Source organism: Streptomyces sp. NPDC090499 (assembly GCF_044769305.1).
Classification (GTDB): Bacteria; Actinomycetota; Actinomycetes; order Streptomycetales; family Streptomycetaceae; genus Streptomyces.
Genome location: NZ_JBIVXP010000005.1, coordinates 281,914 through 296,753 on the forward strand (window position 1 = coordinate 281,914; position 14,840 = coordinate 296,753).

The following is a 14,840-nucleotide window of genomic DNA, read 5'->3' on the forward strand; positions in this document are numbered from 1 at the left end:
CAGGCGTTGACATTCGTTCGGGCAACTGCGTTACTTGCGGACCAGAACGGTCATGAGCGTCAGCGTCAAGCCCTGGCTTGCTGACCGGCAACCCTCGCACCGCGGTGGGGTGCCCCAGGTGACGACCGGACCGACGACGTTTCGGCAAGCGACGATTCGGTAAGCGCGAGTGCCCCTCGGGGCCGGCACGACAGTGACAGGTGACGGACATGTACGCAGCCTCCAGCACGGCCCAGCGCCGCGCCGACGGCTGCGTACGCCCGTACCCGAGCCCGCTCGTCGCCGACCGCGCCGTCGACCTGCTCCGTGTCAACAGCGCCCTGTGTAGCGCGTGTACCGCACCGGGCTGTGCCCGCTGTCGGGTCTGACCAGGCCTTTCCGCCGGTTCCCCGCAGCTTCGCACCCCAGCGTCCCCGTCGAGACACCGGCCGTCCGGTGTGCCGCCGTCCGCCCCGCCCCGTGCCCCGCGCGCCTCCGCGCACCGCGCCGTGCCCGAACACGGCCCGGTGCGCGGCCCCCGCCGCGGGACACGTGGGTGTCCGACTCCGCCGGAGCCCGCCATGAGTGAACCCCCAGGCGCCACGATCGCCGCCCCCGAGGCACCCGCCGCCGACGAACCGTCACCGCCCCTCGCCGCACAGCGCGTTCAGCAGCTGCGCAGACCGGGACGGTGGATCGCCACCGCCGTCGTCCTGGTCCTGGCCGCCCAGTTCGTGCACGGACTGGTGACCAACCCCTTCTACCAGTGGGACCGCTGGGGCTACTGGTTCCTGCGGCCGACCATCCTCGACGGACTCGCCATCACCCTCGAAGTCACCGCCTACAGCGCGGTGCTGGGCCTGCTCGGGGGCATCCTCCTGGCCCTGGCCCGGCTCTCGAGGAGCCCGGTGCTGCGGGCGGTCAGCTGGACCTACGTGTGGGCGCTGCGGTCCATACCGCTCATCGTGGTCCTGCTCTTCCTCTACAACTTCAGCGCCCTGTACAAGACGTTGAGCATCGGCGTCCCCTTCGGGCCCGCCTTCTTCTCCTTCGACGAGTCGAAGCTCGCCACCGACATGGTCGTCGCCGTCATCGGCCTCAGCCTCAACGAGGCCGCCTACGCGGCCGAGGTGGTCCGCGGCGGCATCCTCTCCGTGGACCAGGGCCAGCACGAGGCGGCCGCGGCGCTCGGCCTGCCCAAGGGCTACCAGTTCCGGAAGATCGTGTTCCCGCAGGCGCTCAGGTCGATCACCCCGAACTACGTCAACCAGCTGATCGGTCTGATCAAGAGCACCTCGCTGGTCTTCTACGTCTCGCTGCTCGACCTGTTCGGCTCCGCGCAGAGCATGGGCTCCACCTACCCCGGCGACATCGTGCCGCTGCTCCTCGTGGTGACCGTCTGGTACCTGATCCTGACCAGCGTCGTCTCCGTGATCCAGTTCTACGTGGAGCGGTACTACGCCCGCGGCGCCACCCGCGCGCTGCCCCCGACCCCCCTGCAGAAACTGCGCGCCGGCCTCACCGAACTGCGCGCCCGCATCCGCCGGGAGGCCGCGGTATGACCACCACCGACACCCTGGAGACGGCCCCCGCCGCCCTGGAGATCCACGGCGTCCACAAGTGGTACGGCGCCCACCGCGTCCTCGACGGCATCGACCTGACCATCCGCCCCGGCGAGGTCACCGTCGTCATCGGCCCGTCCGGCTCCGGCAAGTCCACCCTCCTCAGGGTCGTCAACCACCTGGAGAAGCCCGAGCGCGGCCACGTCAGCATCAACGGCGAGCCGATCGGGGTGAAGCGGCAGAGCGGCCGGCTCAAGGAGCTGAGCGAGCGCGCCATCCTGGCCCAGCGCGGCCGGATCGGCTTCGTCTTCCAGAACTTCAACCTCTTCCCGCACCTGACCGTGCTGGACAACGTGGCCGCCGCCCCCGCCGCCACCGGGAAGCTCGGCAAGCCCGCGGCCCAGGCGCTGGCCAAGGAACTCCTGGAACGGGTCGGCCTCGGCGAGCGCATCGGCGCCTACCCCCGGCAGCTCTCCGGCGGCCAGCAGCAGCGCGTCGCCATCGCCCGTGCGCTCGCCCTGCGCCCCGGCGTGATCCTCTTCGACGAGCCCACCTCCGCCCTGGACCCCGAACTCGTCGGCGAGGTCCTCGCCGTCATCAAGGACCTGGCGACCAGCGGCACCACCCTGGTCATCGTCACCCACGAGATCGGCTTCGCCCGCGAGATCGCCGACCGGGTCGTCTTCATCGACGGCGGCCGGATCGTCGAGCAGGGCCCGCCCTCCGAGGTCCTCGACAACCCGCAGCACGAGCGGACCAGGGACTTCCTCAGCAAGGTCCTCTGAACCACCCCTTTCACCCGCCCCGTCACCTCTCTCATCACCTCACGAAGGACAGCCATGCCCACGCTCCTCACCCGACGCAGCCTGCTCAGAGGCATCACCGCGGCCACCGCCGTCGCCTCCCTCGCCACCGGGCTTGCCGCCTGCGGGGGCGACAGCGACGCGGCCACCACCACCTCCGCCGCGAAGACCGGCGAGGTCGTCATCGGCCAGGTCTCCAACGGCGCCGCCACCCAGACCACGATCAAGGTCTCCGAGGTCAAGTCCATCAGCGCCGAACTGCCCGCCTCGGTCAGGAAGAGCGGCAAGCTCGTCATCGGCGAGGGTGCCCTGCCCGCCGGGTTCCCGCCGCTGGCCTTCGTGGGCAGCGACCAGAAGACCCTCACCGGCTCCGAGCCCGACCTCGCGCGCCTGGTCGCCGCGGTTCTCGGTCTGAAGCCGGAGATCCAGAACGCCACCTGGGAGAACATGTTCGTCGGGATCGACAGCGGCAAGGTCGACGTGGCCTTCTCCAACGTCACCGACACCGAGGAGCGCAAGAAGAAGTACGAGTTCGCCTCCTACCGGCAGGACAACCTCGCCTTCGCCGTGCCGAAGAAGAGCACCTGGAACTTCGACGGCGACTACGAGAACCTCGCCGGCAAGACCGTCTCCGTGGGCGCCGGCACCAACCAGGAGAAGATCCTCCTGGAGTGGAAGAAGAAGCTGGAGAGCGAGGGCAAGAAGCTCACCGTCAAGTACTTCCAGGACAGCAACAGCGTCTACCTGGCCCTGTCCAGCGGCAAGATCGACGCCTACCTCGGCCCCAACCCCGGCATCGCTTACCACAACAAGCAGACCGCGAACACGCCCAACGCCACCCGTACCGCGGGCACCTACTCCGGCGCGGGCGGCAGCCTCCAGGGCCTGATCGCGGCCACCGCCAAGAAGGACAGCGGCCTCGCCAAGCCCCTTGCGGACGCCATCAACCACCTGATCGAGAACGGCCAGTACGCCGAGTGGCTCAAGGCCTACAACCTCTCCAACGAGGCGGTCGCCAAGTCCGAGGTCAACCCGCCCGGACTGCCGCTCGACAACAGCTGACCACCCGTCAGGAAGCAACACCGCAAGGCGAGAAAGGACCGCGCCTCCGTGACCCTCCAGACCGGCCTCCACGGAGGCGGTGCCCCGCTCGCCCCCGACACGTCCCCGCTCGACAACGCCGTCTGGTCGGCCCTCACCGGCCCGCACGCCCACCTCGCCGAGCGGTTCGGCAGGGCGGCCCGGTACCCCGACGACGTCTACACCTACGCGGCGCTCGCCGACCCCACCGACCCGGCCGCCTGGGCCGACCTGCGCACACTCGTCGGCCCGGGAGCGACCGTGAAGATCAAGCCGGTCGAGGCGGCACCGACCGGCTGGGAGGTGATCGGCGGCGGGACCGGCGTCCAGTTCGTGGACACGGCACTGCGGGCCGAGCCCGCCCCCGAGGCGGTACGGCTCGGGCCGGACGACGTGCCCGAGATGCTCGACCTGGTCGCCCGCACCGAACCCGGCCCGTTCCGCACCCGGACCGTCGAGATGGGCACCTATCTCGGCATCCGGCACCGCGGCCGGCTGATCGCCATGGCGGGGGAGAGGCTGCGGCCGCCCGGCTGGACGGAGATCAGCGCCGTCTGCACCGACCCGGAGCACCGGGGCCGGGGCCTTGCCACCCGCCTCGTCCGCGCGGTCGCCGCCGGGATCCGGGAGCGCGGCGAGACCCCGTTCCTGCACGCGGCCCCGGGCAACGCGAACGCGATCCGGCTCTACGAGTCGATCGGCTTCACCGAGCGGCTGCGCGGCCGCACCCTGCTGCTGCGCAGCCCGGGAACAACCACGAACGCCGGTCTGTTGTGAGTCACGCCGAGATGTACGCGGAGCAGACCGGGAGAGCGGGGAGGTACGGGACGTGACACGTGTCCTCAGCCGCAGCCGCCGTACCGTCCTGCACTCCCGGCCGCACATCGACCTCCAGCGCGTGGCCGCCGCGCTCTGTTGTTCCTGACCAGTCGTCCCCCGCCGCGCCCCCTCTCCGGCGCGCCCTCGTACGGACCCTCAGGAAGGCACCACTGTGTCCTCATCTCCCGCTTCACACCTGCACCTCGCCGTCGCCCTGGACGGCACCGGCTGGCACCCGGCGTCCTGGCGCGAGCCGGTCGCCCGCCCCCGCGAGCTGTTCACCGCCGGATACTGGGCCGACCTGGTCGCCGAGGCCGAGCGCGGCCTCGTCGACTTCGTCACCATCGAGGACGGCCTCGGCCTGCAGTCCTCGCACCACGGCGAGCTCGACGGCCGCACCGACCAGGTCCGCGGCCGCCTGGACGCCGTCCTGATCGCGTCCCGGATCGCGCCCCTGTCCCGTCACATCGGCCTGGTGCCGACGGTGATCGCCACCCACACCGAGCCGTTCCACATCTCCAAGGCGATCGCCACCCTGGACTACGTCAGCACCGGCCGCGCCGGGCTGCGGGTGCAGATCTCCGCCCGCCCGAACGAGGCGGACCACTTCGGCCGCCGCACCTTCCCGCCGCTCGACCTCGCGGAACTGCGGTCCCCGGCCGGACAGCAGCGGCTCACCGAGCACTTCGACGAGGCCGCCGACCACGTCGAGGCCGTACGCAGGCTCTGGGACAGCTGGGAGGACGACGCCGAGATCCGGGACGCCGCCACCGGCCGCTTCATCGACCGCGACAAGCTGCACTACATCGACTTCGAGGGCCGGCACTTCAGCGTCAAGGGCCCCTCCATCACCCCGCGCCCGCCGCAGGGCCAGCCGCTCGTCACCGCCCTCGGCCACCAGACCGTCCCCTACCGGCTGATCGCCCGCCAGGCCGACGTCGGCTACGTCACCCCGCAGGACGGCGCCGACGCCCGCGCCGTCGTCGCCGAGATCCGCGTCGAGCAGGAGGCCGCCGGACGGGCCGGCGACACCGTGCACGTCTTCGGCGACCTCGTGGTCCTCCTCGACGACGACCGGTCCGCGGCCGTCGCCCGCAAGGAGCGCCTGGACGCCCTCGACGGCGGCGAGTTCACCAGCGACGCACGGATCTTCACCGGTACGGCCGCCGAACTCGCCGACCTCCTTGAGGAGTTCGCCGCCGCGGGCCTCACCGGTTTCCGGCTCCGCCCCGCCGTCCTCGGCCACGACCTGCCCCGCATCACCGCGGAACTGGTCCCCGAACTCCAGCGCCGCGGCCGCTTCCGCACCGCCTACGAGGCGGACACCCTGCGCGGCCTGCTCGGGCTCGCCCGCCCCGCCAACCGCTATGCCGCTGCCACCGCCTGAGCCGGAAGGACCCCGCACCGACATGAGCAAGCCGCTGAAGCAGATCCACCTGGCCGCCCACTTCCCCGGCGTCAACAACACCACCGTGTGGAGCGACCCGGCCGCCGGCAGTCACATCGAGTTCAGCTCCTTCACGCACTTCGCGAGGACCGCCGAACGCGCCAGGTTCGACTTCCTGTTCCTCGCCGAAGGCCTGAGGCTGCGCGAACAGGGCGGAAAAATATACGACCTGGACGTCGTCGGACGCCCCGACACCTTCACCGTCCTCGCCGCCCTGGCCGCCGTCACCGACCACCTCGGCCTCACCGGCACCATCAACTCCACCTTCAACGAGCCCTACGAGGTGGCCCGCCAGTTCGCCAGCCTCGACCACCTCTCCGGCGGCCGGGCCGCGTGGAACGTGGTCACCTCCTGGGACGCCTTCACCGGCGAGAACTTCCGGCGCGGCGGCTTCCTGCCGCAGGACGAGCGCTACTCCCGCGCCAAGGAGTTCCTCGCCACCGCGAACGAGCTCTTCGACTCCTGGCACGGCGACGAGATCCTCGCCGACCAGGCCACCGGCACCTTCCTGAGCGACGCCAGGGCGGGCTCCTTCGTGCACAAGGGCCCGCAGTTCGACATCCACGGCCAGTTCGACGTGCCGCGCTCCCCGCAGGGCCGCCCGGTGGTCTTCCAGGCCGGCGAGTCCGACGAGGGCCGCGAGTTCGCCGCCTCCGGCGCCGACGCGATCTTCAGCCGGTACGCCACCCTCGACGCCGGCCAGGCCTTCTACACGGACGTCAAGTCCCGCCTCGCCAAGTACGGCCGCCGCCCCGAGGACCTGCTGATCCTGCCCGCCGCCAGCTTCGTCCTCGGCGACACCGACGCGGAGGCCGAGGAGATCGCCCACCAGGTCCGCCGCCAGCAGGTCAGCGGCGCGACCGCCGTCAAGCACCTGGAGTTCGTCTGGAACCGGGACCTGTCGTCGTACGACCCGGAGGGCCCGCTGCCCGACGTGGACCCGCTGGTCGGCGAGGAGCACATCTCCCGGGGCCGCGCCCAGGTCCGGATGTACCGCGACCCGCTCGCCATCGCCCGCGAGTGGCGCGAGCTCGCCGAGGCCAACAAGTGGTCCATCCGCGACCTCGTGATCAACACCGGCAACCGGCAGACCTTCGTCGGCTCCCCGGCCACCGTCGCCCGCACCATCAACGACTTCGTGCAGGCCGACGTCTCCGACGGCTTCATCCTGGTCCCGCACATCACCCCGGGCGGCCTCGACACCTTCGCCGACAGGGTCGTCCCGCTCCTCCAGGAGCAGGGCGTCTTCCGCACCGAGTACGAGGGCACCACCCTGCGCGACCACCTGGGCCTCGCCCGTCCCGACTCGCCGCGGGGCGAGCGGGTGGCGTCGTGAAGTTCCTGGCGATCACCCTGATCGTGCACCGCCCGGATCCGGTCACGGGGAGACAGAAGTCCACCCACGACCGGTTCCGCGAGGTGCTCGACAACGCCGTGCTCGCCGAGGAACTGGGCTTCGACGGCTTCGGGGTGGGGAAGCGGCACGAGCGCCCGTTCATCTCCTCCTCGCCGACCGTGGTGCTCAGCCATGTCGCCGCGCTCACCCGGCGCATCCGGCTGTTCACCGCGGTGACCACGCTCAGCCTGCTGGACCCCGTCCGGGCGTACGAGGACTACGCGACCCTCGACCACCTCTCGGAGGGCCGCCTCGACCTCATCATCGGCAAGGGCAACGGCTCCGCCCAGCGCGAGCTGTTCCACGTGACGCCCGAGGACCAGTGGGACCGCAACGCCGAGAGCTACGAGGTGTTCCGGCAGCTGTGGCGGCAGGACAAGGCCACGGCGAGGACCCGGTTCCGGCGGCCGGGCGTTCGCGGGCGACCGGGTGGCGCCGTGGAGGCGGTCCGGCTCTGACAGCGCGAACTCGGCGTGGACCAGAGGGAGAAGAGTGGCTGGTCGCGCAGTTCCCCGCGTTCCCAGGTGCGCGGCCGTGAGGTTCGCCCGGTACCCGGGCACCGGTGCTGCCGCGCGGACGTCTCCCTCCCCCGAAGGTGACGTCCGCGCGGCTGCTTCCCCCGGCGCCGGACAGTGGTCCGACCTCCGCGTCGCGGCTGTGCTCTCACCAGCACATGACCGCTGTCTCCCCCGACCCCCACGTGGAATGGAGACGGACGCGGACGGCATAGCGGCGGCCCTTGACGAGCCTGACGCAGATCCTGGTGTTGTGCGGGGTGCCTCCGTCGTCGTGGCCGGCGAGGTAGCGCGGTTCCCCGTCGCGCTCCTCGAAGACCACGACGACGGAGTCGCTCTCCCCGAAGGTGCCCACGCTGTAGACGCGGGTCTCCGGCGGCTCCACGGCGAAGTCGGCCTGTCCGCCGGGCCCCAGGCTGAGCGGCGCCGAGCGGAACGGCACCAGCTCGGCCGACGGCTCGGCCGGCGGGTACCAGCGGAGCACGAACTCCTTGTCGGCCGGGGACAGCGACCCCGGCGGGTACAGGCCGTTGTGGTACTGCTCCGGCTCCAGGACCAGCCCCGGACCGAAGGGGAACTGCATCACCGACTGCGGGTCCCACACCGAACCGTTGGCCTCGGACGGATCCAGCGTGCGCAGGATGTTGAAGCGGGTCCGCTCCCGGCTCCAGTGGTTCGGCGGTCCGGCCAGGTCGGCGTAGACCGCCTCGTCGTCCCAGTGGACGCCCGCGAACGGGCTCTGGTGCTCGTGCCGCATCCCGAGCGCGTGCCCGATCTCGTGCAGCGCGGTCCACCGTCCGCCGGGCTCGGTCAGGTCCCAGCCCAGGTTCATGGTGCGCTCGCCCGCCCCCACCGAGAGCGCGTCCCGGCCCACCGCCGACCAGGACCCGTCCCCCGGCTGGAAGCCGATCCGCAGCTCCGCCTCGCACCGGTCGAAGACCTCGGCGAACGTCACCCCGATGCCGAGGTCCTGCCACTCCCGGAAGCACTCGCGCACCACGTCCCGCTGCTCCTTCGCACCCGCCCACGGCACCCGGCGGGTCTCCCCGGTCCCCGGGACCGGGATCACCGAGGCGTCCGTGTCGGCGTCGAAGAAGTAGTAGTGCAGGACCGTGCCGTTGACCCACATCCGCCGCCCGCCGACGAGCGCGCCGAGCCGCTCGGCGGCCAGTCCCGGCGCGAACGCCGGGGCCGACTGCTGCGGCAGCGAGCAGTAGCGTCGGGTCATGCGCCCAGACTGCCGTTCGACCCCGCCGCACGCCTGAGTCGGAAGCTACTCAAGTCCCCCTGTATCAGAGCTGAGTAACGCGACTCATACTCACGTGACGACTTACGAACGGGATGCCCGCACCCTCGGACCGCCCTGGCCGTTCACCGGCCGGGAGGACGAACTCGAGCTGGTCAGGCGGGCGTCGGTGGCCGGCCGGCAGGGTGTCGTGGTGACCGGTCCGGCCGGCATCGGCAAGACCCGGCTGATCACCGAGGCCGTACGGGGCACCGACTGCGTCCGGGTGACCGGCACGCCCGAGACCAGCGCCCTCCCGTTCGCCGCGTTCGCGCACCTGCTCTCCGACCGCGTCTCGCTGCCCGGCGCGGTCCGGCACCTGTCCGGGGTACGGCTCCTGGTCGTCGACGACGCCCACCTTCTCGACGAGGCCTCGGCCGCCCTCGTCCACCAGCTCGCCGCGCACGGCCGCACCCGCCTCGTGGTGGCCGCCGCCGGCACGGCACCGGTCCCCGGCGCGGTCTCCCGGCTGTGGACCGGGGAACTCCTCACCCACCTTGCCCTGGAGCCGCTGCCGTACGACGAGACGGCCGCGCTGCTCGCCGACTGCGGCCTGGAACCGCTCACCGTGCGCCGCCTGCACCGGGTGTGCCGGGGCGACCTGCGGCTGCTGCGCGACCTGCTCGGCGCGCTGCGCGAGTCCGGCCCGCTGACCCGGGTCCCGGACACCGGCGAATGGGCCTGGCGCGGTCCGCTGCCCCGCACCGCGGCCGTACGGGACCGGATCGCCACCCTGCTGGACGGGCGGGGGCCGGGGGAGCGCGACACCCTCGGACGCCTCGCTTTCGCCGAGCCGTTGCCGCTCCACCTCGACGACGCCCCCGACCTGGCCGCTCTCGAACGGCTGGAGACCGACGGCCTCGTCCACGTCGACGACCGGGGCGCCGTCCGCCTCACCCACCCCCTGCACGGCCCTGCGCTGCGCGCCTCGGCAGGCCGGCTGCGGACCCGCCGGCTGGCCCGCACCCCCGAGCAGTGCGAGCCCGCCCTGAAGGACGAACAGGAACAACTGCAGGAGCACATCGAGCAGCTGGACGTACGGGAGGTGCCGGCCCCGGTGGGGGAGTGGCTGGCGGCGGGAGACCTGCCCGTACCGCCCGGGTACGCGGCCGTGCGTGCCCGGTACTCGTGGCTTCGGGGGGAGCTGCGAGAGGCGGCGGCGTGGGCGAGGGAGGGACTGCGGGCGGCGCCGGGCGACGCCGCCTGCCGTACCGAACTCGCCCGTGCCGCCGCTGAACGGGGGGAAGCCGCCGTAGTGCGCGGGGACGGGGGTCTCGCGCACTACGGCGCCGTACGGCTCGGGGAACCCGAGGGCGCCGCGGCGGCCGCGGCGCGACTGGACGGCGTGCTCGGCCGGCACGCGGACGCGGTCGCCCGCGGTGACGGAGCCGCCCTGGACCGGGCGGCCGAGGCGCTGGCGGCCCGCGGTCTGCTGCTGTTCGCGGCCGAGGCCCACGCCCAGGCGGTCCGCGCCCACCGGGACCCGCGGGCCGCCCGGATGTCCCGCACTCGCGCGCTGGTCCTCGCCCGCCGCTGCCAGGGCGCCCGCACCCCGGCCCTGTCCGGCCTGGTGCTCGGTGAACTCACCGCCCGCCAGCGCCAGATCGTCACCCTCGCCGCCGCGGGCCTCAGCAACCGGCAGATCGCCGAACAACTGACCCTGTCCGTACGGACGGTGGGCAACCACCTCTACAGCGCCTACACCCGACTCGGCGCGAACGACCGCACCGCGCTGCCGTGGCTGGTGGCGCAGCCGGACCGGCAGTCGGCCTAGCGCCCGTCCACAGCGGCTCAGGCCGCCCCGAACGCGGCGAACGCCCACCCCGTCGCCTGGTGGAGGGCGTCGCCCGGCAGGGCGGCCCGGGCGTCGCGCAGCGCCTCCGCCAGCGACAGCCCGGCGCCCAGCCCCTTGTGCAGGGCCAGCATCAGCGGAACCACGGCCGCATCGTTGACGGGGGCGCTGCTCGCCACCACTCCGGCCGTGCCCAACGGCAGCAACGCCGTGACCAGTCCGAGGAGTTCGTCGGCGCCGACGGTCGCGAGCCGGGCCGTGTCGCAGCTGGACAGGATGATCCGGTAGGGGCTGCGGGCGAGGCGCTCGAAGTCGTGCACGATCAGCGGGCCGTCCGCCATCCGCAGCGAGGAGAAGAGCGGGCTGTCCGCACGGAACGTGCCGTGCGCCGCGATGTGGGCGAGAGCGGCGCCGTCCAACTCCTCCAGGACCCGCGGGACCTGGGCCTCGTCGTGCTCCAGGATCCGCGCCGCCGCGTACCGGCCCGCCACTTCGGGCACCTCCGCGCCGCCGGTCGCCAGCCCCGGCCCCCGGACCAGCACATGGCGGCCGCCCGGCGGCGGCTCGGTCTCCCGGGCCCGCAACCAGCTCGACGCCGAGGGCGACACGCTGAGCACCCGCTCCCGCAGCGCGGGCAGCAGGGCCCACGGCACCCGGTGCAGCGCGCCCGGCGGGACGATCACCACCGGCCCCGAGCCGAGGTGGTCCGCCGCCGCACCCAGCAGCAGCTCCTCCAGCCGCTTCCCGGCGGCCTCCACCACCGGCAGCCGTCCCTCCGCACCCGGGTGCGCGAGCCGTCGCAGCCCCGCCTGGACGTGCTCGGCCTCGGCGACCGCCTCTGCCAGCAGGCCGCCCGCGAAGCGCCGCACCCGGCCCTGACCGCACAGCAGGACATGCACCCGCCCGTCCAGGACGGCGAGTTCGACCAGCCGGGCGTCGCCCAGCCGGTCCAGAAGACGGGCCGGGTCGAAACGGTCGCCGCCGCCCGGGGCGTCACCCCGGGTGTGGTGCGTACGGGCGCGGATCTCCCGCTCCAGACGCCGCTGTTCACGCTCCAGGGCGGGCACCGGACGGCGCTCCCGGCGGGCCTCCTCCGCACGGGACGCGATCTCCCGGAACGCGGTCAGCGAGGCGAGCAGCGCAGGGTCCGCGGGCGGCCGGGTCTGGGGAGTGGACAGCACCGTGGCCCGCCAGCGCTCGCTCCACTCCAGGAGCCGGCGCGGGCCGCCGTGTGCGAGGCTCGCCTGCTGGGCCAGCGCCGCCAGCTCGGCGCCCTGCGCGGTGGCCCGGGCCCGCAGCTCCGAGGCGCCCAGGGTCATCCGGTGGTCGTCCAGGACGTCCAGGCCGCGCCGGCACGCCTCCAGGACGCCCCGGCCCGAACCGGCCGCCCGGGCCCGGAGCGCCTGTGCCGCCCAGCCGGTCATCCGGGCCAGCGGCGGCCCGCCGCGCCGGCTGCGCGCGGCCACCGCCAGATGCCGCTCCGCGTCCGCCGTCCAGCCCAGCGCCAGCGCGATCCGCCCGGCGAGCAGCGAGGCCTCCGGCGCGGCCGGCGCACCGAAGGACGCCAGCCGGTCGGCGACCGCCGCCGTGTCCTGCACCAGCCGCCCCGACGCCGCCCCGCCCGCCACCCGCGCCTCGATCAGCACCAGCCGCGCATGCGTCTCCCACCAGCTCCGCCGCTGCCCGGAGAAGAGCCGTACGGCGACCGCGGCACGGGCGACCGCGGTCTGCGCGTCCCCGGTCGACAGCGCCGACCGGGCGGCGGTCAGCAGCAGTTCGGCCTTGCGGGTGGACTGCCCGCCGATCCGGTCCAGGGCCGCGATCGCCGCGTCCGCCTCGGCCAGCGCCTCCGGGGCGAGACCGGCCGCCATCAGCACTTCGCAGCGCGCGATGTACAGCATGAACGGGGGCGTGCCCAGCTCGTCGTACCGCTCCTTGGCCGCCGCCAGCAGCCGCAGCGCCGCCGGGATGTCACCGGCCCGGAACGCCGCCAGCCCCCGGCTCTCCACGGCGACCGCTTTGTCGTGCTCCTGGCCCGTCGTCTCCCACAGGACCTCCGCCGCCGTGAAGTCCGCGTCCGCCCGGTCCACCGCGCCGAGTGCCAGATGCACCGTGGCACGCAGACTCAGCGCCCGCGCGGTCCAGATGACGTCGTCGGCCTGCCGCAGCACGGGGATCGCCCGCCGCAGGTCCTCCAGAGCCTCCCGGTGCCGGCCCAGCACCCACCCGGCGTACGCCCGCCGGTACAGCACCCGTGCCCGGGTGTGCCCGTTGCCCCGGTCCACCCCGCGGTCCAGCACGGCCAGCCCCTGCCGCGTCCGGCCCGCATGCACCAGGGCGACCCCGAGGGTGCCGAGGACGTCCGCCTCCCGCTCCGCCGAGTCCGCGCGCGCCGCCCAGTCCCGGGCCTGCCGCAGATGGTCGAGGGCCACGGCCAGGTCCCCGAAGTCCCGCTGCCAGATGCCGATGACCTGGTGCGCGACGGACGCGTCCAGCGGCGACGGATCGGACCGAAGGACGCCCTCCGCCCGCGCCAGGGCCTCGCCCGGGGCGGCGAACACCATCGGCAGGAGTTCCGTAACCGAATCGCTTCCCGCACTCACCCCTCGGATGGTAGTGGCCTGGGCATACATGCCCCACAGGTTTGACGCTGTATCAAGCGGCGGGCTCGCGAGTCTGACTGAAGAACGCCGTTTCTGGGGGAGGAGACAGGCCATGGCACCTCAGCGATTCCATGAGCAGTTCGAGCAGATCCAGCGCTCCATGCCGGACGTTCCACTGGCGATGGGGCCGGACGACGCGGCCGAGTTCCTGTACGAGAAGGGGGTGGTCCTCGCCCGCGACGGCGAGGAGGCCCGGGTCGTCGAGGACACCGTGCGCGCCCACTTCACCGCCACCGCCGGCCTTGTCGCCGACCACGTGGGCAGGACCGGACCGGAGACCAACCGCACCGGGGTCACCCGCATCCGGGTCGGCGACCCCACCCACCGCGACCGCACCGCCGACCCCGCCGTCGGCCACGCGCTGCGCGCCCTGCGGGAGGCGGAGGGCCGGGCCGGCCGCCGCCTGGTCAGCCGCAACCACATCGTGTCCACCACGGGGAACGCGAACTCCTGCAACCCCTGCGAACCGCTCCCCGCCCTGCTCACCCAGGCCCCCAACCCGGCCCCGGTGGAGGGCGGTTACGACCCGGACACCGCCGTCAGCGTGCTGGTGATGGACACCGGCCTGGTGCACGACTACCGCACCAACCCGCTCCTCGCCCGCGTCCAGGGCGACCCGCAGCTCAACGAGACCGACGCCGACGGCATCCTCCAGCAGTACGTCGGCCACGGCACGTTCATCGCCGGACTCATCGCCGCCCTCGCCCCCAACACCGACATCACCGTCACCAACACCCTCAACGACGCGGGCGCCATCCTGGAGTCCGAGTTCGGCGCCAGGCTCTTCGAGGCGATCGACCAGCACGGCTGGCCCGACATCATCAGCCTCTCCGCCGGCACCCCGAACGGCAGCGCCGACGGGCTGCTCGCCGTCGAGGCCTTCATGGACGCCCTGCGCGACCAGTCCACCCTGCTCGTCGCCGCCGCGGGCAACAACGGCAGCGCCACCCACTTCTGGCCCGCCGCCTGCGCCGACCTGCCCGGCTACGAGGACACCGTCCTCTCGGTCGGCGCGCTGCGCAGCGACGGCGAGTACGGCGCCTGCTTCACCAACCACGGCGGCTGGGTCAAGGTCTACGCCCCCGGCGAGCAGCTCATCGGAGCCATGGCCGGCTTCGACGCGCCCGTGCCGTACGTGTACCAGCACACCACCTACGACGCCTGCCGGTTCGGCTTCACCTACGCCTGCACCTGCCAGTACCCGCGCCACACCGGCGTGTTGACCGACACCGGGACGCCCGGCCCGGGCAAACCGGACCAAGTGATGTTCGAAGGGTTCGCACAGTGGAGCGGAACATCGTTCGCCACCCCCATCGTGGCCGGCCTCGTCGCCGACCGGATGACCACGCTCAAGGAGTCCGACCCGCGCGCGGCGCGCGCTCAACTCCTGGAGAGCATCACGGAGTACGCGGAGGTGCGCGGGGCCCACGTACCGGCGCTCCGCCCGGCCGGCTGGCAGCCGGTGCCGGTCGTGCGGCTGGCTGCCACGGCCTGAGTTC

The 14,840-nt window shown here is 73.1% G+C and carries 11 protein-coding genes, 1 pseudogene and 1 riboswitch; of the genes and pseudogenes, 10 read left to right on the forward strand and 2 right to left on the reverse strand.

The window, feature by feature from the left end:
• The first annotated feature begins 48 nt into the window (after positions 1-48).
• A riboswitch (SAM riboswitch) is annotated at positions 49-172 on the forward strand.
• A gap of 388 nt (positions 173-560) precedes the next feature.
• The 8 genes and pseudogenes from ACIQVL_RS20575 to ACIQVL_RS20610 form a co-directional block, all read left to right on the forward strand.
• Positions 561-1,541 carry an amino acid ABC transporter permease gene (locus ACIQVL_RS20575; protein WP_403439472.1) on the forward strand — a complete coding sequence of 327 codons (981 nt, stop codon included), beginning with the start codon at positions 561-563 and terminating at the stop codon, positions 1,539-1,541.
• Positions 1,538-2,326: an amino acid ABC transporter ATP-binding protein gene (locus ACIQVL_RS20580; RefSeq protein WP_403439470.1), complete on the forward strand. Its 789-nt coding sequence runs from the start codon at positions 1,538-1,540 to the stop codon at positions 2,324-2,326. Before ACIQVL_RS20575 ends, ACIQVL_RS20580 begins: the two co-directional genes overlap by 4 nt.
• A gap of 54 nt (positions 2,327-2,380) precedes the next feature.
• Positions 2,381-3,406 (forward strand): ABC transporter substrate-binding protein, encoded by a 1,026-nt coding sequence (locus ACIQVL_RS20585; protein ID WP_403476020.1) that lies wholly within the window; start codon positions 2,381-2,383, stop codon positions 3,404-3,406.
• Positions 3,407-3,454: 48 nt separating this feature from the next.
• Positions 3,455-4,201, forward strand: a complete 747-nt coding sequence (locus tag ACIQVL_RS20590) for a GNAT family N-acetyltransferase (RefSeq protein ID WP_403476021.1) — start codon at positions 3,455-3,457, stop codon at positions 4,199-4,201.
• Positions 4,202-4,253: 52 nt separating this feature from the next.
• Entirely contained in the window at positions 4,254-4,349 is a 96-nt protein-coding gene (locus ACIQVL_RS20595) for a putative leader peptide (RefSeq protein WP_403439464.1), read from the forward strand.
• A gap of 66 nt (positions 4,350-4,415) precedes the next feature.
• Complete coding sequence (locus ACIQVL_RS20600) at positions 4,416-5,630, forward strand: LLM class flavin-dependent oxidoreductase (RefSeq protein ID WP_403439463.1); 1,215 nt, start codon at positions 4,416-4,418, stop codon at positions 5,628-5,630.
• A 22-nt stretch (positions 5,631-5,652) separates the two neighbouring features.
• Positions 5,653-7,026, forward strand: a complete 1,374-nt coding sequence (locus ACIQVL_RS20605) for an NtaA/DmoA family FMN-dependent monooxygenase (protein WP_403439461.1) — start codon at positions 5,653-5,655, stop codon at positions 7,024-7,026.
• Positions 7,023-7,502, forward strand: a pseudogene (locus ACIQVL_RS20610) (LLM class flavin-dependent oxidoreductase); the annotation flags it as partial. The gene ACIQVL_RS20605 and the pseudogene ACIQVL_RS20610, both read left to right, overlap by 4 nt.
• Before the next feature lie 247 nt (positions 7,503-7,749).
• Here the strand turns inward: ACIQVL_RS20610 and ACIQVL_RS20615 are convergent.
• Complete coding sequence (locus ACIQVL_RS20615; RefSeq protein WP_403439459.1) at positions 7,750-8,829, reverse strand: M12 family metallopeptidase; 1,080 nt, start codon at positions 8,827-8,829, stop codon at positions 7,750-7,752.
• Positions 8,830-8,923: 94 nt separating this feature from the next.
• Here ACIQVL_RS20615 and ACIQVL_RS20620 point away from each other — a divergent pair, with 94 nt between their 5' ends.
• Positions 8,924-10,660, forward strand: coding sequence for a LuxR C-terminal-related transcriptional regulator (locus tag ACIQVL_RS20620; RefSeq protein WP_403439457.1), 1,737 nt, complete (start codon positions 8,924-8,926; stop codon positions 10,658-10,660).
• A gap of 17 nt (positions 10,661-10,677) precedes the next feature.
• Here the strand turns inward: ACIQVL_RS20620 and ACIQVL_RS20625 are convergent, their stop codons facing one another.
• Positions 10,678-13,281, reverse strand: coding sequence for a CHAT domain-containing protein (locus ACIQVL_RS20625; RefSeq protein ID WP_403444608.1), 2,604 nt, complete (start codon positions 13,279-13,281; stop codon positions 10,678-10,680).
• 112 nt (positions 13,282-13,393) lie between these two features.
• Here ACIQVL_RS20625 and ACIQVL_RS20630 point away from each other — a divergent pair, with 112 nt between their 5' ends.
• Positions 13,394-14,836, forward strand: a complete 1,443-nt coding sequence (locus ACIQVL_RS20630; RefSeq protein ID WP_403444611.1) for a S8/S53 family peptidase — start codon at positions 13,394-13,396, stop codon at positions 14,834-14,836.
• Positions 14,837-14,840: the final 4 nt, after the last annotated feature.

Bases quoted from the DNA above. Each gene is read 5' to 3' on its own strand.
- ACIQVL_RS20575 (WP_403439472.1), top strand. From the start codon at position 561: ATGAGTGAACCCCCAGGCGCCACGATCGCCGCCCCCGAGGCACCCGCC.
- ACIQVL_RS20580 (WP_403439470.1), top strand. From the start codon at position 1,538: ATGACCACCACCGACACCCTGGAGACGGCCCCCGCCGCCCTGGAGATC.
- ACIQVL_RS20585 (WP_403476020.1), top strand. From the start codon at position 2,381: ATGCCCACGCTCCTCACCCGACGCAGCCTGCTCAGAGGCATCACCGCG.
- ACIQVL_RS20605 (WP_403439461.1), top strand. From the start codon at position 5,653: ATGAGCAAGCCGCTGAAGCAGATCCACCTGGCCGCCCACTTCCCCGGC.
- ACIQVL_RS20615 (WP_403439459.1), bottom strand. From the start codon at position 8,829: ATGACCCGACGCTACTGCTCGCTGCCGCAGCAGTCGGCCCCGGCGTTC.
- ACIQVL_RS20630 (WP_403444611.1), top strand. From the start codon at position 13,394: ATGGCACCTCAGCGATTCCATGAGCAGTTCGAGCAGATCCAGCGCTCC.